At 63.5% G+C, this 22,363-nt stretch carries 21 protein-coding genes; 11 read left to right on the top strand and 10 right to left on the bottom strand.

The window, feature by feature from the left end:
• Positions 1-114: 114 nt before the first annotated feature.
• The 3 genes from smc to AC1D05_RS25070 form a co-directional block, all read right to left on the bottom strand.
• The gene (smc, locus tag AC1D05_RS25080; RefSeq protein WP_477444414.1) at positions 115-3,573 is read right to left on the bottom strand and encodes a chromosome segregation protein SMC; all 3,459 of its coding nucleotides are present in this window, start codon (positions 3,571-3,573) and stop codon (positions 115-117) included.
• A gap of 57 nt (positions 3,574-3,630) precedes the next feature.
• Complete coding sequence (locus AC1D05_RS25075) at positions 3,631-4,374, bottom strand: DsbA family protein (protein ID WP_477444413.1); 744 nt, start codon at positions 4,372-4,374, stop codon at positions 3,631-3,633.
• 154 nt (positions 4,375-4,528) lie between these two features.
• On the bottom strand, positions 4,529-5,038 hold the full coding sequence (locus AC1D05_RS25070) for a DUF721 domain-containing protein (RefSeq protein ID WP_477444412.1): 510 nt from the start codon (positions 5,036-5,038) through the stop codon (positions 4,529-4,531).
• Between the two features lie 113 nt (positions 5,039-5,151).
• Here AC1D05_RS25070 and mutY point away from each other — a divergent pair, with 113 nt between their 5' ends.
• On the top strand, positions 5,152-6,225 hold the full coding sequence (mutY, locus tag AC1D05_RS25065) for an A/G-specific adenine glycosylase (protein ID WP_477444547.1): 1,074 nt from the start codon (positions 5,152-5,154) through the stop codon (positions 6,223-6,225).
• 10 nt (positions 6,226-6,235) lie between these two features.
• Positions 6,236-6,874, top strand: coding sequence for an HAD family hydrolase (locus AC1D05_RS25060; RefSeq protein ID WP_477444411.1), 639 nt, complete (start codon positions 6,236-6,238; stop codon positions 6,872-6,874).
• A gap of 38 nt (positions 6,875-6,912) precedes the next feature.
• Here AC1D05_RS25060 and AC1D05_RS25055 read toward each other — a convergent pair whose 3' ends face one another.
• Positions 6,913-8,046, bottom strand: a complete 1,134-nt coding sequence (locus tag AC1D05_RS25055) for a DNA methyltransferase (protein ID WP_477444410.1) — start codon at positions 8,044-8,046, stop codon at positions 6,913-6,915.
• Positions 8,047-8,223: 177 nt separating this feature from the next.
• Here AC1D05_RS25055 and AC1D05_RS25050 point away from each other — a divergent pair, with 177 nt between their 5' ends.
• Positions 8,224-8,913 carry an HAD family hydrolase gene (locus AC1D05_RS25050; RefSeq protein WP_477444409.1) on the top strand — a complete coding sequence of 230 codons (690 nt, stop codon included), beginning with the start codon at positions 8,224-8,226 and terminating at the stop codon, positions 8,911-8,913.
• Positions 8,914-8,954: 41 nt separating this feature from the next.
• On the opposite strand, the gene AC1D05_RS25045 is transcribed toward AC1D05_RS25050, so the two are convergent.
• Positions 8,955-9,680, bottom strand: a complete 726-nt coding sequence (locus AC1D05_RS25045) for a hypothetical protein (RefSeq protein ID WP_477444408.1) — start codon at positions 9,678-9,680, stop codon at positions 8,955-8,957.
• A gap of 129 nt (positions 9,681-9,809) precedes the next feature.
• On the opposite strand from AC1D05_RS25045, the gene thrC reads away from it, so the two are divergent.
• From thrC to AC1D05_RS25025, 4 genes are read left to right on the top strand one after another with little or no spacing between them, the layout of a single operon-like run.
• Positions 9,810-11,207, top strand: a complete 1,398-nt coding sequence (gene thrC / locus AC1D05_RS25040) for a threonine synthase (RefSeq protein ID WP_477444407.1) — start codon at positions 9,810-9,812, stop codon at positions 11,205-11,207.
• Positions 11,208-11,221: 14 nt separating this feature from the next.
• A complete protein-coding gene (locus AC1D05_RS25035; RefSeq protein WP_027041484.1) occupies positions 11,222-12,514 on the top strand; it encodes a M16 family metallopeptidase in 1,293 nt (430 codons plus the stop codon).
• Positions 12,515-12,528: 14 nt separating this feature from the next.
• Positions 12,529-13,128 carry a GNAT family N-acetyltransferase gene (locus AC1D05_RS25030; protein ID WP_027041483.1) on the top strand — a complete coding sequence of 200 codons (600 nt, stop codon included), beginning with the start codon at positions 12,529-12,531 and terminating at the stop codon, positions 13,126-13,128.
• A 3-nt stretch (positions 13,129-13,131) separates the two neighbouring features.
• Positions 13,132-16,020 (top strand): EAL domain-containing protein, encoded by a 2,889-nt coding sequence (locus tag AC1D05_RS25025; RefSeq protein WP_477444406.1) that lies wholly within the window; start codon positions 13,132-13,134, stop codon positions 16,018-16,020.
• Between the two features lie 158 nt (positions 16,021-16,178).
• Here AC1D05_RS25025 and AC1D05_RS25020 read toward each other — a convergent pair whose 3' ends face one another.
• Positions 16,179-16,787: a YqgE/AlgH family protein gene (locus tag AC1D05_RS25020; protein WP_027046619.1), complete on the bottom strand. Its 609-nt coding sequence runs from the start codon at positions 16,785-16,787 to the stop codon at positions 16,179-16,181.
• A gap of 170 nt (positions 16,788-16,957) precedes the next feature.
• Between AC1D05_RS25020 and AC1D05_RS25015 the strand changes: the two genes are divergently transcribed.
• From AC1D05_RS25015 to AC1D05_RS25005, 3 genes are all read left to right on the top strand, one after another.
• Positions 16,958-17,764 (top strand): protein-disulfide reductase DsbD domain-containing protein, encoded by an 807-nt coding sequence (locus AC1D05_RS25015; RefSeq protein WP_477444405.1) that lies wholly within the window; start codon positions 16,958-16,960, stop codon positions 17,762-17,764.
• A gap of 83 nt (positions 17,765-17,847) precedes the next feature.
• Complete coding sequence (locus AC1D05_RS25010) at positions 17,848-18,330, top strand: redoxin family protein (RefSeq protein ID WP_477444404.1); 483 nt, start codon at positions 17,848-17,850, stop codon at positions 18,328-18,330.
• A 94-nt stretch (positions 18,331-18,424) separates the two neighbouring features.
• Positions 18,425-18,901, top strand: coding sequence for a DUF2938 domain-containing protein (locus AC1D05_RS25005; protein WP_477444403.1), 477 nt, complete (start codon positions 18,425-18,427; stop codon positions 18,899-18,901).
• A gap of 4 nt (positions 18,902-18,905) precedes the next feature.
• Here AC1D05_RS25005 and AC1D05_RS25000 read toward each other — a convergent pair whose 3' ends face one another.
• From AC1D05_RS25000 to ispH, 4 genes are read right to left on the bottom strand one after another with little or no spacing between them, the layout of a single operon-like run.
• The gene (locus AC1D05_RS25000) at positions 18,906-19,490 is read right to left on the bottom strand and encodes a histidine phosphatase family protein (protein WP_477444402.1); all 585 of its coding nucleotides are present in this window, start codon (positions 19,488-19,490) and stop codon (positions 18,906-18,908) included.
• A gap of 40 nt (positions 19,491-19,530) precedes the next feature.
• Positions 19,531-20,064 carry a ribonuclease HI gene (gene rnhA / locus AC1D05_RS24995; protein WP_477444401.1) on the bottom strand — a complete coding sequence of 178 codons (534 nt, stop codon included), beginning with the start codon at positions 20,062-20,064 and terminating at the stop codon, positions 19,531-19,533.
• Complete coding sequence (locus AC1D05_RS24990; protein WP_477444400.1) at positions 20,061-21,023, bottom strand: homoserine kinase; 963 nt, start codon at positions 21,021-21,023, stop codon at positions 20,061-20,063. The genes rnhA and AC1D05_RS24990 overlap by 4 nt, the downstream gene beginning before the upstream one ends.
• A gap of 5 nt (positions 21,024-21,028) precedes the next feature.
• Positions 21,029-22,039: a 4-hydroxy-3-methylbut-2-enyl diphosphate reductase gene (ispH, locus tag AC1D05_RS24985; RefSeq protein ID WP_477444399.1), complete on the bottom strand. Its 1,011-nt coding sequence runs from the start codon at positions 22,037-22,039 to the stop codon at positions 21,029-21,031.
• Between the two features lie 161 nt (positions 22,040-22,200).
• On the opposite strand from ispH, the gene AC1D05_RS24980 reads away from it, so the two are divergent.
• On the top strand, positions 22,201-22,363 hold a 163-nt coding region (locus AC1D05_RS24980), incomplete at its 3' end, for a transposase family protein (RefSeq protein WP_477444546.1).

The raw sequence follows: 22,363 nt of genomic DNA, 5'->3' as shown, positions 1-22,363 counted from the left end.
TTTGTATCAGAAGGCATCTTGAGTGCCTTCCGACCCGACCAAAAGACAGCGCCATCACACTGACTAGCTCTCGACCCTCAACATGAATGCAGCGACCTACCAAGCCCGGGCGCGTCAGCTCGCCTCGCGCATCGCTTCGGCGGCCTGCAGATCGACCGACACCAGCTGGCTGACGCCCTGCTCGGCCATGGTCACGCCGAACAGCCGGTCCATGCGTGCCATGGTGATGGGATTGTGCGTGATGATGACGAAGCGCGTATCGGTGGTCTTGGCCATCTCGTCCATGAGATTGCAGAAGCGTTCGACATTGTGATCGTCGAGCGGCGCGTCGACTTCGTCGAGCACGCAGATCGGCGCCGGGTTGGTGAGGAACACGGCGAAGATCAGCGACATCGCCGTCAGCGCCTGCTCGCCGCCCGACAGCAGCGTCATGGTCTGCGGCTTCTTGCCGGGCGGGCGGGCGAGGATTTCAAGCCCTGCCTCGAGCGGATCCTCGGATTCGATCAGCTGCAATTCCGCCGTGCCGCCGCCGAACAGATGCGAGAACAGCCGCTGGAAATGGCCGTTGACCACATCGAAGGCGGCCAGCAGCCGCTCGCGGCCCTCGCGATTGAGGCTCTGGATCGCCTGCCGCAACTTGCGGATCGCCTCGATGATGTCCTCGCGCTCGGAGACGATCGCCTCCAGCCGGTCGGACAGCTCCTTCTGTTCTTCCTCGGCACGCAGATTGACGGCGCCGAGCCGCTCGCGCTCGATCTTCAGCCGGTCGAGCTGGCGTTCGGTCTCGGGCATGTCGGGCATCGGATCGTCGGCTTCCAGGCCGGTATGGCGGATGACCAGGTGTGGCGGCGTGTTCAGCGTTTCCTGGATGCGCGCCTCGACCTCCAGCCGGCGTTCGTCGGCCGCGGTCAGCCTTTCCTCGGCGCGCACGCGGGTCTCGCGCGCCTCGGCCAGCGACTGGATGGCTGATGTGGCTCCCTTGTCCAGTTCGGATTGCCTGTTCTCCGCTTCCTGCAAACGGTCGGCGGCGGCCTTGCGCAAGGTCTCGGCCTCGGTAAGCTGCGACAGCAGTGCGCGCCGCTTGGCGTCGATCTCGTCGGGCGCATCGGCCAGTCGTTCACGCTCGGCTTCGGCCTCGGCCTTGCGCTCGCCGAGCGAGGCGATCTGTGTCGAGGCATTCTCGGCACGCACCAGCCAGTTGCTGCGTTCGGCGCCTATGGCATCGAGCCGGCGTACGCGCGCCTCGGCTTCGCGCCGCAAACCCTCGTGGACAGCACGTGCGTCGGCAAGCGTGGCGCGGTCGCGCGAGACGTTGGCCGAGGACTGTTCGAGCTGCAATTGCAGGTCGCCGAGATCGGGCGCGTCCTGCAGCAGCATTTCGGCCTCGACGAAAGCCGCCGAGGTTTCCTCATGGCTGTCGACGATGCGCGCGCGCGCCTCATCGAGTGCCGCGCGTCGGCTCGACAGTTCACCGCCGGCTTTTTCGGCCTCGGCCAGCGCATTGCGAGCAGCGTCCAGCCGATGCTGGGCATCGCGTCCGGCCTGGCGCGTGTTACGTTCGGCCTCACTCGCCTGGCGAAGCGCTTGCTCGGCTTGTGCCAGCGCTTCCTCGGCCTGGCGCAGTACAAGTGTCGCCTGCACCGCTTCGGCATCGAGTTCGGCCAACCGGTTCTTCTGCGCCAGCCTTTGTGCCGCGGCCGTCGGCGCATCGGCGCTGGCGGTGAGGCCGTCCCAGCGCCAGAGCGCGCCCTCGCGACTGACCAGCCTCTGGCCTGGAGCAAGAAGCCCCTGCAACCGGCGGCCGTCAGTGGCCTCGACGATGCCGATCTGCGCCAAGCGGCGGGCAAGCTGCGCCGGGGCGCGTACCACGCTGGCAAGGCTCTTGATACCTTCCGGCAGCGCGGCGTCGCCGGGCTGGATTTCGCTTTCACCCCAATGCGCCGGCGCGCTGCGATCAAGCGGCACGTCGAGGTCTTCGCCAAGGGCTGCACCCAGCGCCGTCTCGAAGCCGCGCTCGACGCTGATCTGCTCGAGCACCGAAGGGAAGAGATCACCGCTGGCGGCGTTGAGGATCTTGGCAAGCGTGCGTGCTTCGGTCTCGATCCGCGCCAACTCGGCCCGGGCATCCTGAAGCGGCGGACGGGCAGTGCTTTCGGCGGCGCGGGCATCGATGACCGACTGCTCGGCCTGCGCCACGGCGGCCTCGGATTCCTCGAGAATCTCCATGGCCTGTTCGACCAGGACGCGCTTTTCGGCCGGATCCGGCAGGCCGGCCACCTTGGAGAGAATATCCGAAAGTTCGCGGTCGACCTCGGCGAGCTGGCGGGCGAAGCGGTTGCGGCGCTCGGCGGTTTCGCGCAAAGTCCGTTCGATCTGATGGCGCGAGGCGGCGGCCTCGGCGCGTTCGGCGGTCAGCGCGGCGAGCCTGGCTTCGCTTTGCGCAAGCGTCGATGCCGCCTGTTCGAATACTGCCCGGGTGGTGGCCTCGCGCTCGGCGGCACCGGCGTTCTCGGAATTCAGCGTAGCCTCTTCGGTGCGCAGGCGTTCGAGAACGTCGGCATTGTCGCGCACCATCCGCTCCTCGCGGGCGATGTCGCCGTCGAGCTGCTGCAACCGGCGCTCGATTTCCGTCTGGCGGGCACGGATGCGGCCAGCCTCTTCCTCGATCTGCGACTTGGCGATCGACAGGCGCTGGAAGGCGGCGGCGGCGGCGGCCTCCGCGTCGCGCAGGTCCGGCAGGCGATGGGCGCTGATGCCTTGCTCCCTGGCGGCGGCCATCTGCGCGGCGGCGCGGTCGCCGACGAGCGCGGTGGCCACCGCCAGCGCCGAGCGCGCCTCGCCTTCCTGCGTCTTGGCCAGCGTCCAGCGCAGATGCAGCAATGTCGCTTCGGCCTTGCGGATATCGGCCGACAGGTTCTTGAAGCGCGAAGCCTGGCGCGCCTGGCGCTTCAGGCTTTCGATCTGGCTTTCCAGTTCGCCGACGACGTCGTCCAGGCGTTCGAGATTCTGTTCTGCCGCCTTCAGCCGCAGTTCGGCCTCGTGGCGGCGGGTGTGCAGGCCGGAAATGCCGGCCGCCTCTTCGAGCAGGGCGCGGCGCGCCTGCGGCTTGGCCTGGATCAGTTCACCGATACGGCCCTGCCCGACCATCGAGGGCGAGCGCGCGCCGGTCGACTGGTCGGCAAACAGAAGCTGCACATCCTTGGCGCGCGCTTCCTTGCCGTTGATGCGGTAGAGCGAGCCGGCCTCGCGCTCGATGCGGCGCGACACCTGCAACTCATCGGCATCGTTGAAGGCTGATGGAGCCGAGCGGTCGCTGTTGTCGAGGAAAAGCGTGACTTCGGCGGTGTTGCGGGCGGGCCGCGTGCCTGAGCCGGAAAAGATGACGTCGTCCATGCCGGACGCGCGCATGTTCTTGTAGGAGCTTTCGCCCATCACCCAGCGCAACGCCTCGACAAGGTTCGACTTGCCGCAGCCGTTCGGCCCGACAATACCCGTCAGGCCGCGTTCGATGACGAACTCGCCGGGCTCGACGAAGGACTTGAAACCGAGGAGGCGGAGGCGCGAAAACTTCATTCACGCGCCCCATAAAGGCGAGCGCCGAAACGCTGCCGCTTCAGCGCTGACCTGATGTCAGAGCAGAGGGTCGATGATGGCCGACATTTCCTCAATCGACATCGCCCCTTTGTAGGTCTTACCGTTTATGAAGAAGGTCGGTGTCGAGTCGACCTTGAACTCATTGGCGCCGCGCTTCTGGACCGATCTCACATCGTCCAGAAGTTTCTGGTCCGTCAAGCAGGCCTCGAAGGACTCCTGTGTAAAACCGGCGAGCTTCGAGATTTGCAGCAGCGCATCCTTGGTGTTGGACACGCCAACCCAGTTCGCCTGCTGCGCAAACAGCACGTCCACCATCGGGAAATAGTTATCCTTGGCGCAGCGCGCCAGCATGAAACCGGCTTCGGCGCTCGGATCGAACGGGAATTCGCGCAGGATATAGCGCGCCTTGCCGGTGTCGATATACTTCTTCTTCAGGTCCGGGAAGGTGGTTGCGGCGAAATGCGCGCAATGCGGACAGGTCATCGAGGCGTATTCGACAATGGTGACCTTGGCGTCGTCCTTGCCGAGCTGCTTGTCAGGCAGCGCGCCCGGCTTCAGCAATTCGGCCATGTCGACGTTGCCCTGGGACTCGGGAACCTGAACGGCAGCCGGCGTGGCCGGCTTGGCGGGCGTTGCCGGATCAGCGGGCTTCACATCCGCCGCCTTGGCCTGTTCGCCGGAGTCGCTGCAGGCGGCGAGCAGGGCCACCGCCGGAATGGCGGCCAGCGAAGACAGGACGTTTCTGCGAGACAGACTTTTGCCGAACGGAGGACGGTTCATACGAATCACCTGACAAGGGTTGAATTTTGCAATGCAAAGGCACGAAAAGGCGAGAGTTGGCGCGAATTAAGGCATCTCCATCCCCAATCCAATCGTGAAACCTGACAGCGTCGATCACGAATGCGAGATGTTGACGACAAATCGATGACTGTCTTCAAGGGGTTTTTGACTTCCTTTCACCCAAAATGGTTGCGCCAAGCCTTTCCAGAGAGGCGCGCAGCCCGTCATCCTCGATCAGTTCGACCGTGCTGGACAACTTCGTCTTCTCCGCCGCCGTCAAGGGCCTGAAGGTCGGTTTAGGCCGTCCTTTGTCCGCCGTCACCGGTTTTTGCACGATCCTGATGCGGCCTATTGCCGTAAAGCCGAGAAAAGCGTTGACCCGGTTGATGATCTCGCCTGTCTCGTGCTGCAAATGCAGCGCCGCCATGCCTTCGCAGGCGATGACCAGCACCGCAGGCTCGAACGGATCGTCCTCATGCATGCGGCGCGGCCACTGGATCTGTTCGGGCCGTGAGCGGCTGGCGAGGCGCGGTCCGGCAATTTCTTCCCAGGACTGGACGAGACCGATCGAGATGCCGGCCCGCTTGCGCAGCACCGGGTCGAGGATTTTGGTCGCAAGATCGCTCACCGGGACGGGATTGCCGTAGGGCGTTCTCCCTGCCATGTACGTTCTCCAGCCACGACCCCAGCAATACCGGCCAGGCCAATACACGATCAATGGCACCAGCAGACCAGACCCGCAAGGCCCAGACCCCCGGAACCCCGACCGGCAAGGCTATGCCGGACGATACCGCGTCGCGCCTTCTGGCCTGGTACGACGTTCATCATCGCGAGTTGCCGTGGCGCGTGAGCCCGCGCGAGCATGCACGCGGCGTGCGGCCCGACCCCTATCGTATCTGGTTGTCCGAAGTCATGCTGCAGCAGACCACGGTCGAGGCGGTGAAATCCTATTTCCGCGCTTTTGTCGAGAAATGGCCTGACGTCGAGGCGCTGGCCGCGGCGCCAACCGAGGACGTGATGAAAGCCTGGGCGGGGCTCGGTTATTATTCCCGCGCACGCAACCTGAAGGCCTGCGCCGATCTGGTGGCGGCGCGTGGCGGCCGTTTTCCCGACGCTGAGGCCGGTTTGAGGGACCTGCCCGGCATCGGCTCCTATACGTCAGCGGCGATCACGGCGATCGCCTTCGACCGCCCCGCCGCCGTTGTCGACGGCAATGTCGAACGCGTCATATCGCGGCTGTTTTCGATCACGACACCGCTGAGCGACGCCAAGCCTGAAATTCGCGCCCATGTCGAGGCCATGGTACCGGCGGCAAGGCCGGGCGATTTCGCCCAGGCGATGATGGACCTCGGCGCGACGATCTGCACGCCGCGCCGGCCGCGCTGCATGCTGTGCCCGCTGCGTGAGGATTGCAGCGCCGTCGTCTCAGGCGACCCCGAAAACTTCCCGGTGCGGCTGCCAAAGGCCGATAAGCCGCTGCGACGCGGCGCTGCTTTCGTCGCCGTGCGCGGAGACGGCGCCATTCTGCTGCGCAAACGGCCGGACAAGGGCCTCTTGGGCGGCATGACGGAGGTGCCGACCACCGCCTGGACCGCACGCATCGACGGCGCCACCACGCAAGCGGCAGCTCCGTTCCCGGCTGACTGGAAGCGCGCCGGGACAATTTCGCATGTCTTCACCCATTTCGCCCTCGAGCTCGAAATCTTCCTGGCCCGCAGCAACGGCGAGACGCCGGCCGGCCATTTCTGGTCATTGCGTCAGGACATTTCGGGGGAGGCCCTGCCAACTGTCATGAAAAAGGCAATCGAGGCTGCGATACCCGGCGCGACGAAAAAGCAACGTCCGCATTGAAAGAGGCTTCATGACTGAGATCCGCCACATCGTTTTCGACATCGGCAAGGTGCTGGTTCACTACGACCCCAACATCCCCTTCAGCCGACTAATTCCCGACGAGACCGAGCGGAAATGGTTCTTCGACAATGTCTGCACGCATGACTGGAACATCGAGCAGGACCGCGGCCGGACCTGGGAAGAGGCCGAGGCGCTTGCCATCGCCGATCATCCGGATCATGCGGAAAACATCCGCAATTTTCGCCGCCATTGGCACGAGATGGCGCCACATGCCTATGCGGACAGTGTTGCCATCCTGGAGAAGCTGATCGACACCGGCCACGACGTGACGCTGCTGACCAACTGGGCCGCCGACACGTTCGTCGAGGCGCGCGGCCGCTTTCCATTCCTCGACCGCCCGCGTGGTATAACCGTGTCCGCCGAGATCGGGCTGATCAAGCCGGATCGCAGGATCTACGACCATCATGTCGCTTCCTTCGACCTTGATCCGGCTGCATCGCTGTTCATCGACGACAGCCAGAAGAATGTCGACGGCGCCAAGGCGGCCGGCTGGCAGGCGGTGCTGTTCACCGATGCCAAGACGCTTCAAGCAGACCTTGAACGCTTTGGAATCAAGGTGCGCTCTGAATCGCTTGCGGCGATCCGCTGAGATTTTGAATCAACGCAAATTGTGTAGACGGCAGGGGCTCAGGCCCCTGCCCGCTCCATGCCCAACCGGGCAATGCGGCGAAGTTCGTCGATCGGGGTGAGCCCGCCTGAGCGCTCATAGTGCCAGAAGGTCCAGCCATTGCAGGCGTCCAGTCCCTGCACTTCGGCGCCGATCTTGTGGATCGAGCCGGCGCTGTCGCCGATCGCCACCGTGCCGTCGGCACGCACCTTGGCGGCCCAGCGCTTCTTGGCGTCATAGAGCGTGGCGCCCGGCGTCACCAACCCGGTGTCGATCAGGCTGACAAAGGCGACACGCGGTTCGGCGCGCTTGCCGGTCAGTACCGTCAAATCGGCATGCTCCAGCGGCCGCACCGCATCGATACGCTCATTGGCGGCGTCGATATAGGCCTGCTCGCGCTCGATGCCGACGAAATGGCGGCCAAGGCGCTTGGCGACAGCACCCGTGGTGCCGGAGCCGAAGAAGGGATCGAGCACGATGTCGCCGGGCTTGGTCGAGGCCATCATGATGCGGGCGAGCAGCGCTTCTGGCTTCTGCGTCGGGTGCACTTTGTCGCCATTGTCGTTCTTCAGCCGCTCACCGCCCGTGCAGATCGGAAACAGCCAGTCGGAGCGCATCTGGATGTCGTCGTTGGACGCCTTCATGGCTTCGTAGTTGAAGGTGTAGCCCTTGCCCTTCTGGTCGCGTGAGGCCCAGATCATCGTCTCATGGGCGTTCTGGAAACGGCGGCCACGGAAATTCGGCATCGGGTTGGTCTTGCGCCAGACCACGTCGTTGAGGATCCAGAAGCCCAGATCCTGCATCTTGGCGCCGACCCGGAAGATGTTGTGATAGGAGCCGATGACCCAGATGGTGCCATTGGGCTTCAGCACGCGGCGCGCCGCCAGCAACCAAGCGCGGGTGAAGGCGTCATAGGCTTCAAAACTCTCGAACTGATCCCAGTCGTCGTCGACCGCATCGACCTTGGACTGGTCGGGGCGGTGCAGGTCGCCGTCGAGCTGCAGATTATAAGGCGGATCGGCGAAAATGACGTCGATCGATTTTTCGGGCAAGCGGTCGAGGGCCGCGACGCAGTCGCCTTTCAGGATCGTGTCCAGCCATTCGGATTGCTGGGGAGCATGGGAAAGGTCGGCGAGAAGACGCACGGCAGACATTTTTACACCCAAGGCACGCGTTACTGTTTACTCCCCGTTATGGTTACCGATCAGCGTAAATATTCGGTGAAGGCCTGCGCGATCGCCCGCCAGGTTTGCGAAGGCCGGGCTGTTGGTGTATGCCGCGCCGCTTGAGCCCTGAGAGGCCATCCTTCCATTCTCCTTGTCCGGATCACCATGCCCCAGCCAGACCTTGTCATCTTCGATTGCGACGGCGTGCTCGTCGATTCCGAAATCATCGCCGCGCGGGTCGAGGCCGAGCTGATAACGCTCGCCGGATATGAAATCTCCGCCGAGGAGGTTGCCGAGACCTATGCGGGCCTGACGTTCAAGGACATCCTGCTGCGGATCGAGGAAAAATCCAAAATCCCGTTTCAGGCGTCGCTGATCGATCGCGCCGAAGAGCTCGTCGACCGCAAACTGCGCAGCGACGTTCGTGCCATCGAGGGCGTGCGCGAAGCGGTCGCCTCGGTCACGGCACAACGCTGCATCTGCTCCAATTCACGCTCGGAGCGGATAGAATTCATGCTGGAGAAGGTGCATCTGCTGCCGTTCTTCGCCGGCCGCATCTTCTCGGCGCTGGAAATACCGAGCAAGAAAACCAAGCCCGCTCCGGACGTGTTTCTGTTCGCGGCGGAAAAACTCAACGCTAAGCCGGCGAACACCTTTGTCATCGAGGATTCCGTGCACGGCGTCCACGGCGCCAGGACAGCCGGCATGCGCGTGATCGGCTTCACTGGTGCCGGGCACAGCTATCCCGGCCATGCCGACGCGCTGACCGAGGCCGGCGCCGAAACGGTGATCCGGCGCTGGGCGGAGCTGAAAAGCGTGATCGCGGCGCTGTCGGAGTGGTCGGCCGATGCTTGAAAACGTGCGTCGGTCCGGACGCACGTTGGGCAGGTAACCTCTTAATTTTTCACCACTTTCTTCCTGTGGGTCTTCTTCGGCTTGTCGGTCGTCGCCTTGGGTGCGGTCTCATCGTAGCCGGCATAGGCCTGATAATCCTGCGCCGTCGGCTCCGGCACGACGACATTGGAATCGGTGAAGACGAACTGTGTGGCGACCGAGGGGTCGGTCACCTGGACCTGATACTGGTGAAGCTGCGAGTAAAGCACTTCGGTGCCGTGCATCACCGCGGTGCGGATCGGCATTGTGATGGTGCCGGGCGAGAACTTCGGCCCCGGCACGATCCTGCCGGCGACCGCTATCTTCATCGTCAGTTGCCCGTTGGCGCGGCTGCAGTCGCGGGTCACGTCGCTGATCGAGGCCTGATAAATGATCCTCGCCGAATCGTCGGGCGGAGTAGCAGCGGCGGCGTCAGCCGCAGCTTGGGCCGCGGCATCCTGCGCGGCATCGCCGGTCTTCTTGAGCTTGGGCTTGGACTTCTGGACGTCCTTGCCATAGGTGTTGAAGAAGGCCGTGCCATCTCGCACCGTCACTCGCGGACAGTAGGCCTGCAACTGGCTGGCCAGGACCTTGGGATCCTGGGGCGGCGGTGGCGCCGTCGGGTCCTTCTTGCCGATGCCGAGGTTCAGGATGCCATTGTCGCCCGATTGGCAGCCGGCGGCGGCGAGCATAAAGCCGGTGAGCGCAAGACCCGCCAAAAAGCGACCACTGAATGTACGAAACGCCATGAAACTCCCACTTCCCTCTCGCAAAGCTGGTGACGTATATCAACGGCGCGGCAAAAATGCGACTGGAGCCGACACAGAAATTAACCACCTTGTGGTGAACGGAAAGCCAAGCGGCAACGGAACTGAGACATGCAATATGTGAGTACGCGTGGGGAAGCACCCGCGCTTGGATTTTCCGATGCCGTGCTGGCGGGGCTGGCGCGCGATGGCGGGCTTTACGTGCCGCGCGAGTGGCCGCAGTTTTCCGCCGCCGAGATCCGCGCCATGCGCGGCCTTGCGTATCCCGACCTTGCCATCCGCGTGCTGTCGCCGTTCCTTGGCGGTGAAATCGCAGCACCGGTCTTCGAACGCCTGGTCCGCGAAGCCTATGCGACTTTCCGCCACGAGGCCGTCTGCCCTCTGGTCCAGACCGGCTCCAACACCTTTGTCCTCGAACTCTTCCACGGGCCGACGCTGGCGTTCAAGGATGTGGCGATGCAGTTGCTCGCCCGGCTGATGGACCATGTGCTTGCCGAACGCGATCAGCACGCCACCATCGTCGGCGCCACGTCGGGCGATACCGGCGGCGCGGCCATCGACGCCTTTGCTGGGCGCAGCCGCACCGACATCTTCATCCTGTTCCCGCATGGCCGCGTTTCGCCGGTGCAGCAGCGGCAGATGACGACGTCGAAGGCCGAGAACGTCCATGCGCTGGCGATCGAAGGCAATTTCGACGACTGTCAGGGCCTGCTCAAGGACATGTTCAACGACCACGCTTTCCGTGACCGGGTGGCGCTGTCGGGGGTCAATTCGATCAACTGGGCGCGTATCATGGCCCAGATCGTCTACTATTTCTCCTCGGCGCTGTCGCTCGGCGCGCCGGACAGGCCGGTGTCGTTCACCGTGCCGACCGGCAATTTCGGCGATATCTTCGCCGGCTACGCCGCCAAGAAGATGGGCCTGCCGATCGAGCGGCTGGTCATCGCCACCAACGATAACGACATATTGGCGCGCACCTTCGCCACCGGCGAATACCGCACCAAGGGCGTCTTTGCGACCACTTCGCCGTCGATGGACATCCAGGTGTCATCGAATTTCGAACGCCTGCTGTTCGAAGCCTCGAACCGCGACGCAGCGACCGTTCGGCGCTACATGGATGGCCTGAAGCAGTCCGGCGCCTTCACCATAGAGCCTCGTGAAATCAATGGGATGCGGTCCGAATTCGACGCCGGACGCGCCACCATGGACGAGGTCGCCGCCACCATCCGCTCCACCCTCGCAGCCAGCAATTATCTTCTGGATCCGCATACCGCTGCGGCCGTGCATGTCGCGGCCGGCAAAGCATCGGGCACTGTCCCCATGGTGGTGCTGGGCACCGCCCATCCGGCAAAATTCCCGGCCGCCGTCGAGGCCGCCAGCGGGGTCTCACCCGCCCTGCCCGCATGGCTAGGGGGATTGATGACATTTGAGGAAAAATACACGGTACTTCCATCCGACCTGAAAATGGTGGAAGATTACGTCAGCCGCCGCGCGCGGGCGGCGCGTTAGGGAGTACGAGCCATATGGGTGTTGAGGTAAGCCGTCTGTCGAACGGCCTGACAGTCGCCACCGAAACCCTTCCAAGTATCGAATCGGTTGCCTTGGGTGCCTGGGTCAAGTCCGGCGCCCGCAATGAACGGGACGACGAGCATGGCATGGCCCATTTGCTCGAGCACATGGCGTTCAAGGGCACGAAGCGGCGGACGGCCTTCGAAATCGCCTCGGAAATCGAGGATGTCGGCGGCGAGATCAACGCCGCCACAAGTGTCGAGACCACCTCCTATTATGCCAGGGTGCTGTCCGACGACGTACCGCTGGCGGTCGACATCCTTGCCGACATCCTGCAGGAGTCCGAATTCGACCCGCAGGAACTCGAGCGCGAGCAGCACGTCATCCTGCAGGAGATCGGCGCCGCGCACGACACACCAGACGATATCGTCTTCGACCGTTTCACCGAGACGGCCTTTCGCCACCAGACCATCGGCCGCTCGATCCTGGGCACGCCGGAAACCGTCAAATCCTTCACCTCCAAGCAATTGCACGATTTCATCGAACGCCAATATGGCGCCGAGCGGATGGTGATCGTGGCTGCCGGCGACATCAAGCACGACAATTTCGTGCGCGAGGTCGAGAAGCAGCTCGGTGGTTTCCGCAGCAAGGCCGACAGCACCATCCCGCAATACGCGCAATATGTCGGCGGCGATTTCCGCGAGGACCGCGACCTGATGGACGCGCAGATCGTGCTGGGCTTTGAAGGCCGCGCCTATCATGTGCGCGATTTCTACGCCTCGCAGGTGCTGTCGATGATCCTCGGCGGCGGCATGTCGTCGCGCCTGTTCCAGGAAGTCCGCGAGAAACGCGGCCTGTGCTACTCGGTCTATGCCTTCCATTGGGGCTTTTCCGACACCGGCATATTCGGCGTCCACGCCGCGACCGGGCAGAGTGACATTGCCGAACTTGTGCCTGTCATCATCGACGAGTTGCAGAAGGCCGGCGAGAACATCCTGCAGGAAGAACTGGACCGCGCGCGCGCCCAGTACCGCGCCGGGCTGATCATGTCCGCCGAAAGTCCGGCCAGCCGCGCCTCGCAGATCGCACGGCAACTGCTTTTGTTCGGCAGGCCGATCGCCAAGGAGGAATTGATGGAGCGCCTGTCGGCGCTGACGATCGAGCGGCTGACCGACCTGTCGTCGCGGATGTTCTCGACCAAGCCGACGCTTACCGCTGTCGGGCCCGTGGGTACGCTGGCTCCATATGAGGCGATCCTCGATTCGCTTCCGGGCACGCAGACCACGGCCCGCAAGCTCGCCGTCTAAGCTCCCCAAGCGTCGTGTTCGCGCTCCCTTTCTTTCGCCGTGACCTGCCGGCGCTGAAGGGCGACCGCGTCACGTTGCGCGTGCCATTCACCAATGACTTCCGGGAATGGTCGACATTGCGCGGCGAAAGCCGGGCCTTCCTGGAGCCGTGGGAGCCGCGCTGGACGCCCGACGAACTCGACCGCACGGCATGGCGCCTGCGCATCAGCCGCTACCGCGAAGACTATGCGCAAGGAACCGCGATCGCCTTCTTCATCTTCGAGAAGTCGAGCGGCAAGCTGGCCGGCGGAATCACGCTCGGCAACATCCGCCACGGTGTCTCGCAAAGCGGCCATGTCGGCTATTGGATCGGCGAGCGCTTCGGCGGCCGCGGGCTGATGACCGACGCGGTCAAGGTCGTGGCGCGCTTCGCCTTCGATACGCTGAGGTTGCACCGGATCGAAGCGGCCTGTATTCCCGACAACATCAGGTCGATCCGCGTGCTTGAAAAAGCCGGATTCCGGCGCGAAGGACTCTTACGATCCTATCTTAGGATCAACGGCATCTGGCAGGACCACTACCTCTACGCCCGGATCGCGGACGATCCGCTGGGCGGCGCAGGAACGAAGGACTGATTTTTGACGAATTTCCTGCGAAACGGGCCGTTCTTCGCCTTTGTCCTCGCGGCAATCCTGACGCTGTGCGCGGCTTCGTCGGCCTTTGCCGTCGAACCGATCAAGATTGCCCGCGACGACGTCGCGCTCGACCTGTCGCGCGCCTTCGAGATCTACCGCAACCAGGGCGAAAACTTCCAGGTGTCGACCGCGCCCGGGCCGGACGGCATCGTGCGGCGCATCGAGGTCGAGGCCAATGACGCGCGCTCGACCGGCGACTGGGCGGTGTTCGCGCTGGCCAACACCACCGACCAGCAGCTCGACAGGCTGATCGTCGCGCCGCATTTCCGACTGGTCAATTCCGGCATCTTCTGGCCCGATCTCGGCGCCACCCGCATTGCCGCGATCACGCCCAGCGAGGGCTTCGCGCTCGACCGTCAGACCAGCCCCGACGCCGATGTGTTCCGGGTGACGCTGAACCCGGGAACGGTGATCACCTTCATCGCCGAACTCGCCTCGCCCAAGCTGCCGCAGGTGTATCTGTGGGAGCCGGAAGCCTACAAGGACTCGGTCAATTCCTACACGCTGTTTCGCGGCATCGTCATCGGCATCGCAGGCCTTCTGGCGCTGTTCCTGACCATTCTTTTCGTGGTCAAGGGCACGTCGATGTTCCCGGCGACTGCTGCCCTTGCCTGGGCGGTGCTTGCCTATATCTGCGTCGATTTCGGCTTCCTCAACAAGGTCATCGAGATTTCGCCCGGCAATGAGCAGATGTGGCGAGCGGGAACGGAGGTGGCGCTGGCAGCGACCTTCGTGGTCTTCCTGTTCGCCTATCTCAACCTTAACCGATGGCACGGCCATTTCAGCTATGGCGCCCTGGTCTGGATCCTCGGGCTGGTGCTGATCGCCGGCGTCGCCATCGTCGATCCGGCGGTCGCCGCCGGCATCGCCCGCATATCCTTTGCCGCCACCGCGCTGACCGGGCTCGGCCTGATCATCTTCCTCGGGATACGTGGCTATGACCGCGCCATCATGCTGGTGCCCAGTTGGGTCATGGTGCTGTTGTGGCTGTGCGGGTCGTGGATGGCGATCACCGGCATGCTCGACAACGACATCGCCCAGCCGGCGCTCGGCGGCGGGCTGATCCTGATCATCCTGTTGATCGGCTTCACCGTCATGCAGCACGCCTTTGCTGGCGGCGCGCTGCATCAGGGGCTGTTTTCCGACCTCGAACGCCAGGCGCTGGCGGTGGCCGGATCGGGCGACACGGTGTGGGACTGGGACGTGCTGCGCGACCGCGTGGTGACCAAGCCCGATGTCAGCATCCAGCTCGGCCTAGCGCCCAACAGCCTCGGCGGTGCTGCGCGCAACTGGCTGCCGGTGCTGCATGCCGACGACCGTGATACGTTCCGCACGACGCTCGACGTGGTGCTCGAGCATCGCCGTGGCCGGGTGTCGCAGAATTTCCGCCTGCGCGGCGCCGACGGGCATTATCACTGGTTCAACTTGCGGGCGCGGCCGGTCATCGGATCGGACGGCGAGGTCATCCGCTGCGTCGGCACCATGGTCGACGTCACCGAGCAGAAGAAGTCCGAGGAAAGGCTACTGCACGACGCCGTGCACGACAATCTGACCGGCCTGCCGAACCGCGAATTGTACATGAACCGGCTGGAGGCGATCATCTCGATCGCCCGTACCGAAGAGAAGGTGCGCCCGACCGTCTTCGTCATCGACATCGACCGTTTCAAGCAGGTAAATGACGGGCTCGGCATCTCAGCTGGCGACACCATCCTGCTCACCATAGCGCGCCGCCTGCACCGGCTGTTGAAGCCGAAGGACTCGCTGTCGCGCTTTGCCGGCGACCAGTTCGCGCTGATGCTTTTGTCCGAACAGGACCCTGCCCGCATCGCCGGTGTGGCAGATGCCATCAAGCATGCGATCAACAACCCGATCACCTTTGCCAAGCGCGAGATCGTGCTGACCGCCTCGATCGGCCTGATCACCTGGACCTCGGCGCAGACCTCGGCCGAGGACATGGTCAAGGATGCCGAGCTTGCCATGCATCAGGCAAAGCGTTTCGGCGGCGACAGGATCGAGCCGTTCCGCCCGGCCTTCCGCACCGTCGGCACCGATCGGCTGCAGTTCGAATCCGACCTGCGGCGCGCCATCGAGCGGCGTGAATTCACGCTGGCCTACCAGCCGATCGTGCGCCTGGAAGACGGCAGCGTCGCCGGCTTCGAAGCCTTGCTGCGTTGGGACCATCCGCGCCGCGGCATGATCCCGCCGGCTGATTTCATCCCGGTCGCCGAAAGCTGCGGGCTGATCGTGCAGCTTGGGCTGTTTGCCATGCAACAGGCCGCCGAGGACCTTGCCGGATGGCAAAAGCAGATCGGCGACGCGCCGCTGTCGGTCTCGGTCAACCTGTCCAGCCGCCAGCTCATCCGCCGAGACCTGGTCAGCGACGTCCGCTCGGTCATCGCGCGGGCCAATCTGAAGCCGCGCTGCTTCCGGCTCGAACTCACCGAGTCCCTGGTGATGGACAATCCGGAACAGACCGCCCACGTGCTGACCAAGCTGAAGCAGCTCGGCATCGGCCTGTCGCTGGACGATTTCGGCACCGGCTATTCGTCGCTCGCCTATCTGACGCGGTTCCCGTTCGATACGATCAAGATCGACAAGAGCTTTGTCGACGACAGCACGCCCAAACGCGCCGTACTGCTCAAATCCATGGTCAATATGGCGCATGAACTCGGCCTGTCGGTGGTCGCCGAGGGCATTTCGGATGAGCGCGACGCGCTGGAATTGCGCCAGATGGGCTGCGAATATGTGCAGAGCTTCATGTTCGGCGCACCGATGCCGGGCGACCAGGTGCTGAAGACGCTGAAAGAACAGTATCCGCTTACGCAGGCTTAGAGGCCGTTTGGAAACTCTACTCCTGCGGCCATCTGATGGCGATTTCTGCGCTTCCGGTGCTCACGTACCTTGAGTACGCTCCGCTCCGGTTCTCGAAATCACCATCATATGACTCGCATGAGCGAGTTTCGAAACGCCCTCTGCGTCGGCGTGATAGGTCAGGCGTGCCCGGCGGCCAGGCTGAGATGGGCGAGGTCGATGCCGATCGAGGCGAGGATGCGATCGTATTTGCGCTCTATGTCGGCGTCGAACAGAAGCTCGGGGCTGGCCGGGCAGGTCAGCCAGCCATTCTCGGCGATCTCGGTTTCCAGTTGGCCCGCGCCCCAGCCCGAATAGCCCAGCGCCATCAGCGCGTGACGCGGGCCGCGGCCCGACGATATGGCGCGCAAAATGTCGACGGTCGCGGTCAGGCAGATGTCGTCGGAAACGGTCAGCGACGATTCCACGCGGTAGTCGCCCGAATGCAGGACGAAGCCCCGGCTGCGATCGACGGGGCCGCCATTGCGCACGACGAAATCGCGCGCCTGCGCCGGCAAGCGGATCGCCTCCTGCTCGTTCATGATGCCGAGTTGCACCAGCAGGTCCGGAAACAGCATCTGCTGTGTCTGGTTGATGATCAGGCCCATCGCGCCTTCATCTGAGTGCGCGCAGATGTAGATGACCGAGCGCGTGAAACGGTCGTCCTTCATGCCGGGCATGGCAATCAGGAACTGATCGTCGAGAAAGCCGCGTCCAGCAGCCGTCTTTTTGTGGCGCAACAAGTCCATGGAGGGAAGGTACCGTGTTTCCCGGGCGCCGAAAAGATGCGCCGCGCCGGATTCGACCAAAGCCCATGGGGCCAGGCCGCCGTGGCTTGCCAGCAGGGGTCACGCAAATATGATACCGGAAGGGCGATGAAATCATTGCGAAGCCACGAAGGGACGATCAAATCACGGCCATGCAAAGCTTGAGAATCCTGCTGCTCGGCGCCGCCATCGGATCGGCGGCAGTCCTGCCCGCCTCCGCCTCCTCGTCCGCCTGGTACAACAGCGAAGGCGGCAAGGTGCGGCTGGTGACATCAGGCAAACCCGACGAGGCCGGCCGCATCCAGGGTGTTCTCGACATCGCGCTCAAGCCCGGCTGGAAGACCTATTGGCGCGATCCGGGCGATGCCGGCGTGCCACCGCAGCTCGACATTTCGGCCAGCACCAACATCGCCGATGCCAAGCTCTCGTTTCCGGCACCGCAACGCCACGATGATGGTTATGGCAAATGGGCCGGCTACAACTATCCGATCTCGCTGCCTGTGACATTCACGTTGGCGACACCGAACCAGCCGGCTGTCATCGATGCCGATATCTTTCTCGGCATTTGTGAAACGATCTGCATCCCCGTGCAGACACGGCTGACCGTCGACCCCACTTCCGATCCTGACAATGCCGACGACGCAGCCCTGGTGAAGGCGAGTTTCACGGCGTTGCCGGCGCCGGCAAAGCCTGATTTCGGCATCAACGTGCTGCCGGGCGATCACGAAACGCTGGTTGTCGAGGCGAGCTTTCCCGGTGACCCCGAGGCAGCGGATTTCTTCGTTGCCGGCGAGCGGGACTATATGTTCGGCACCCCTGCCCGCAGTGAGAAGGACGGCAAGCTGATCTTCACCGTGCCGATTCTCGACCGCCCTTCAACAACGCCAACGGATGGCGGGCTTCACTACACGCTGACCAGTTCGGCGGGCGCCGTCGAAGGGCTTCTGCCTTTCCCTTGATCCAGCTTGCCCAGACGATTGCAGGAAGCCGCCGAGTTCGCTACGCAAGCAGGCATCCTTCCCATTCCCCAAGCGAGGAACTCATGACCATTTCCGTTGGCGACAAGCTGCCCGAAGCGACCTTCAAGACGATGACCGCCGATGGCGCCAAGGCGATCACATCGGCCGAGATTTTCCCGGGCAAGAAGGTGGTTCTGTTCGGTGTTCCCGGCGCCTTCACGCCGACCTGCAGCAACAACCATCTGCCCGGCTATCTCGAAAACCATGACGCCATCCTGGCACGCGGCGTCGACACCATCGCCGTCGTTTCGGTCAACGACGTCCATGTCATGGGCGCCTGGGCACGCTTCACCGGCGGTGAAGGCAAGATCCTGTTCCTGGCCGACGGCAGTGCTGATTTCGCCAAGGCGGTCGGCCTCGACAACGACCTTTCCGCAGGCGGCATGGGCCTGCGCTCGAAGCGGTTTTCGATGATCATCGACGACGGCAAGGTCATCGCGCTCAATGTCGAGACCAAGCCCGGCGTCGACGAGTCCGGCGCGGCCCATATTCTCGGGCAGCTCTAAGCTTCAACGGCCGTGTCGGGCGAGGCCACAACGGCCGCCCTCGCCCGACAAACGCTTGCGCTCCAGAACTGCCGGCTTTTAGGGGGATCCAACGATGTTCGACGTCTTCTGGCGTGCTGTCGCGATCGGGATCGGCGCAACCATCCTGATGGATCTCTGGGCCGTCTTCCTGCACAAGGCGTTCGGCCAGCCACGGCCAAACTGGGGACCGGTCGGTCGCTGGGTCTGGCATCTCAGCGACAAGGTCTTTCACAACGATATCGGCGAGGCAGAGCCCTACGCACATGAAGTGTCGCTGGGCTGGGCGTTTCACTATTTCGTCGGCATCGTCTACGGCATCATCCTGGTCGTGGTGGCTGGCGCGAGCTGGCTTGCCGCGCCGACCTTCCTGCCGGCCTTCATCCTGGGCATCGTCACTGTCGGCGCCGGCTGGTTCCTGCTGGCGCCCGGCATGGGCGCCGGATGGGCAGCATCGAAGCGGCCCAATCCCATGCAGATCCGAGCGCTCAACCTGGTGGCACACACCGTGTTCGCGCTCGGGCTCTGGGGTACGGCGCTGCTGATACGCTGAGGGTTTAGGGCTGCTCCAGCCTGTCGATCGGCCGCCATCCATGGATGACGTGGCGCGCGACGATATCGTAAGCAAAATAGTTGCCACCGCCTGCCGGCTGATCCGCTTCGCGGCTGATTTCCCGCCCACTGAGCGACAGCAGCAAGAGCGTTCCAACGCCTCCATGACCGATGAGAGCGATGTCGCCGGCCCCATCGCCGTCGAGTACGGCGGCGACCTCACTCACGATACGGTTCTGGGCATCGACGGCTCGTTCCCAGCCGCGAACACTGCTGTGCGGGTTGGCGAAGAACTGATCGGCGACGGCTTCAAACTCGGGCGGCGGCAGAAAGCCTGTCGCGGAGCGGTCGTTCTCGTGCATGCGGTCCCTCACCTCGACCGCAAGGTGGAGATGCCTTGCCAGGATTTCAGCCGTTTCTAATGCCTTGCGCTCGCCCGACGACACGATGCGTCGGATTGCACCGACCGATGGCTGATCGAGCATGGCGACGGCTCTCGCCCGTCCGACATCGGACAGCCCCCATTCCGGAACGGGAACGTCGGCGTCGATCCGAACCTGGGGATGCGTGACATAGTAGAGGATCGGCACGATCGAGGTTCCTGCCTGGGAGCGGACCGGCTGCCGGAAATCAATAGCTCTGGGTCGAACGGCGCGCCTTCGTGGCCGCCGGCTGCTTCGGCTGGACATCCGGCTTCGGCGCTGAAGCCGCAGGCTTGAAAGAGCCCTTCTTGAACGGCGCCATGCCTTCCCGTGCCAATTCGTCGGCACGTTCGTTCTCGGCGTGGCCGGCGTGGCCCTTGACCCAGTTCCAGGTGACCTTGTGGCGGCGGTTGGCTTCGTCCAGCGCCTGCCAAAGCTCGCCGTTCTTGACCGGCTTCTTGTCGGCTGTCTTCCAGCCGTTCTTCTTCCAGCCATGGATCCATTTGGAAATGCCGTCCATGACGTATTTGCTGTCGGTGTGAAGCTCGACCGTGCAAGGCTCCTTCAGCGCATTGAGCGCCGAGATGGCCGCCAGCAACTCCATGCGGTTGTTGGTCGTTTCGGCTTCGCCGCCGGAAAGCTCCCTGGTGGTGCCGTTGAAGCGCAGGATAGCACCCCAGCCGCCAGGGCCTGGATTGCCCGAACAGGCGCCGTCGGTGAAGATTTCAACCTGTTTGCTCATGATGCCCCATATTCCGAAGCAGATTTGATCGCCCGATGGAACCGCATCCGCCTGATATATTCGGTCGGGTCGCGTTTCATGACCAGGCCGCCATCGGGAACCGTCAGCCAGTCGTAGAGCCGGGTCAGCATGAAACGCAACGCCGAACCACGCGCCAGCATCGGCAGCGCCGCCTTTTCCTGATCGCTCAGCGGACGCACGCTCTGATAGCCGGCGAGCAGCGCCTTGCCCTTGGTGAGGTTGAAGGAAAAGTCCTTCTCGAAACACCAGGCGTTGAGGCAGGTGGCGACGTCATAGGCATAGAGGTCGTCACAGGCAAAATAGAAATCGATCAGGCCGGAAAGTTTTTCGCCCAGGAAGAAGACGTTGTCCGGGAAAAGATCGGCATGGATGATGCCCTCGGGGAGGTCCTTCGGCCAGTTCCGCTCGAAATCGGCGAAGTCGGCATCGACCTCGGCCGCCAAGCCCGGCTCGACCTCGTCGGCCCGATCGCGAGCCGCGTTCCAAAGCTTGCGCCAGCCGTCGATGGCGAGCGCATTGGGACGGGTCATCGGAAAATCGGCGCCGGCCAGATGCAGGGCGGCCAGCGCCTTGCCGACTTCGGCGCAATGCGTTGCCGTCGGCCGCCGCAGCGAAAGCCCTTCGAGGAAAGTGATGATGACCGCTGGCCGGCCGGCCAGCGCGCCGATAACACTGCCATCGTGCGCGAACACCGGCAGCGGGCAGGACACGCCTTTGTTGGCGAGATGACCCATCAGCCCGAGGAAAAACGGCAGATCCGCCTTCTCGACCCGCTTCTCGTAGAGCGTCAGGATGTAGGAACCGGTCGAAGTGTGCAGCAAAAAATTCGAATTCTCTGTGCCCTCGGCGATGCCCTTGTAGGACAGGAGATCGCCGACCGGGTAGTGCTTCAGGAAAGCGCCGAGTTCGCCCTCCGCGACGTCGGTGTAGACCGCCATCTGCCTTACGCGGCCCCATTGACGAAGGCCATGTCGGCCGGCGTCAGTTCGACATCGCGCAGTACCCGCATGACCGGAAAATCCTCTGTTTCGGTGGCCGTGATGGCGAGATCGATGGTGACATCGAAGCGCTGGCGGAACGCGTCGATGATCTCATCGACGATGATCTCCGGCGCCGATGCTCCTGCCGACAGGCCGAGCGTCGAAATGTTGCCGATGTCATTCCACTGAATCTCGGCGGCGCGCTGCACGAGAAGCGACATCGTGGCGCCGGCACGCTCCGCCACTTCGACAAGGCGGCGCGAATTGGAGGAATTGGGAGCGCCGACGATCAGATAGAGGTCAGCGCCCGGGGCAGTGTCCTTGACCGCTTCCTGGCGGTTGGTGGTGGCGTAGCAGATCGATTCCGCCGCCGGCGCCTGCAGATCGGGAAAGCGGTCCTGCAGCGCACGGATGATACCGGCGGTGTCCTCGACCGACAGCGTGGTCTGGGTGACGAAGCCAAGCGCCTTTGGATCGGCAGGCTCAAGCCTGGCAGCATCGGCCTCGGTCTCGATCAGCGTTACCGCGCCCTCCGGCAATTGCCCCATCGTGCCGATCACCTCGGGGTGGCCGGCATGGCCGATCAACAGCACGTGGCGGCCAAGCCGCTGATGGCGCATTGCCTGTTTGTGGACCTTGGAGACCAGCGGACAGGTGGCGTCGAGATAGAACAGATTGCGCGCCTGGGCATCCGCCGGCACCGATTTCGGCACGCCATGCGCCGAGAAGACGACCGGCGACTGCCGATGTTCGGCCGGGATCTCGGAAAGCTCCTCGATGAAGACGGCGCCGAGGCTTTGCAGTCCTTCGACGACATAACGGTTGTGGACGATCTCGTGACGAACATAGACCGGCGCGCCATATTTCTTCAGCGCCAGCACGACAATCTGGATGGCACGGTCGACACCGGCGCAAAAACCGCGCGGCTGGCAGAGCCGGATCGTCAGTGGAGGTTTGGTGGTTGTCTGAAGCATTAAATCCTGGCCGGTTCGTCAGCGCCGAAATGAGGTGCCTACCCCTGTTCTGTCAAGAGCAGGCCCCGTCAAGGGCAGGGCAATCGGGTGAGTTAACGCGTGACAAGGAGGTTGAGAGCTGAATCTGTCGAGATCATTTGATTCTGAGGGGGAATATCTGGATGGACGATGTGGCTTGCAACGCCGGTGCGTTCGCGGAAACGGTTGTTTTTCTGGGTCATTTCAAGGATCTGCCTGATGGTCGGCAGAGTGCGAAGGTAAGGTATCCGCTGGATGAGGTGCTGCTGCTGTGTCTTATGGCGGTGATCGCCGGGGCGGAAGCCA

This window comes from Mesorhizobium sp. P2_E9 (assembly GCF_056403815.1).
This window is presented reverse-complemented; position numbering and strand designations above follow the sequence as displayed.

Bases quoted from the DNA above. Each gene is read 5' to 3' on its own strand.
- AC1D05_RS25035 (WP_027041484.1), top strand. From the start codon at position 11,222: ATGGGTGTTGAGGTAAGCCGTCTGTCGAACGGCCTGACAGTCGCCACC.
- AC1D05_RS25070 (WP_477444412.1), bottom strand. From the start codon at position 5,038: ATGGCAGGGAGAACGCCCTACGGCAATCCCGTCCCGGTGAGCGATCTT.
- AC1D05_RS25060 (WP_477444411.1), top strand. From the start codon at position 6,236: ATGACTGAGATCCGCCACATCGTTTTCGACATCGGCAAGGTGCTGGTT.
- AC1D05_RS25045 (WP_477444408.1), bottom strand. From the start codon at position 9,680: ATGGCGTTTCGTACATTCAGTGGTCGCTTTTTGGCGGGTCTTGCGCTC.
- AC1D05_RS25055 (WP_477444410.1), bottom strand. From the start codon at position 8,046: ATGTCTGCCGTGCGTCTTCTCGCCGACCTTTCCCATGCTCCCCAGCAA.
- AC1D05_RS25020 (WP_027046619.1), bottom strand. From the start codon at position 16,787: ATGGACTTGTTGCGCCACAAAAAGACGGCTGCTGGACGCGGCTTTCTC.
- rnhA (WP_477444401.1), bottom strand. From the start codon at position 20,064: ATGAGCAAACAGGTTGAAATCTTCACCGACGGCGCCTGTTCGGGCAAT.
- AC1D05_RS25075 (WP_477444413.1), bottom strand. From the start codon at position 4,374: ATGAACCGTCCTCCGTTCGGCAAAAGTCTGTCTCGCAGAAACGTCCTG.
- thrC (WP_477444407.1), top strand. From the start codon at position 9,810: ATGCAATATGTGAGTACGCGTGGGGAAGCACCCGCGCTTGGATTTTCC.
- AC1D05_RS24990 (WP_477444400.1), bottom strand. From the start codon at position 21,023: ATGGCGGTCTACACCGACGTCGCGGAGGGCGAACTCGGCGCTTTCCTG.
- AC1D05_RS25015 (WP_477444405.1), top strand. From the start codon at position 16,958: ATGCAAAGCTTGAGAATCCTGCTGCTCGGCGCCGCCATCGGATCGGCG.
- ispH (WP_477444399.1), bottom strand. From the start codon at position 22,039: ATGCTTCAGACAACCACCAAACCTCCACTGACGATCCGGCTCTGCCAG.
- AC1D05_RS25005 (WP_477444403.1), top strand. From the start codon at position 18,425: ATGTTCGACGTCTTCTGGCGTGCTGTCGCGATCGGGATCGGCGCAACC.
- AC1D05_RS25010 (WP_477444404.1), top strand. From the start codon at position 17,848: ATGACCATTTCCGTTGGCGACAAGCTGCCCGAAGCGACCTTCAAGACG.
- AC1D05_RS25050 (WP_477444409.1), top strand. From the start codon at position 8,224: ATGCCCCAGCCAGACCTTGTCATCTTCGATTGCGACGGCGTGCTCGTC.
- smc (WP_477444414.1), bottom strand. From the start codon at position 3,573: ATGAAGTTTTCGCGCCTCCGCCTCCTCGGTTTCAAGTCCTTCGTCGAG.
- mutY (WP_477444547.1), top strand. From the start codon at position 5,152: ATGCCGGACGATACCGCGTCGCGCCTTCTGGCCTGGTACGACGTTCAT.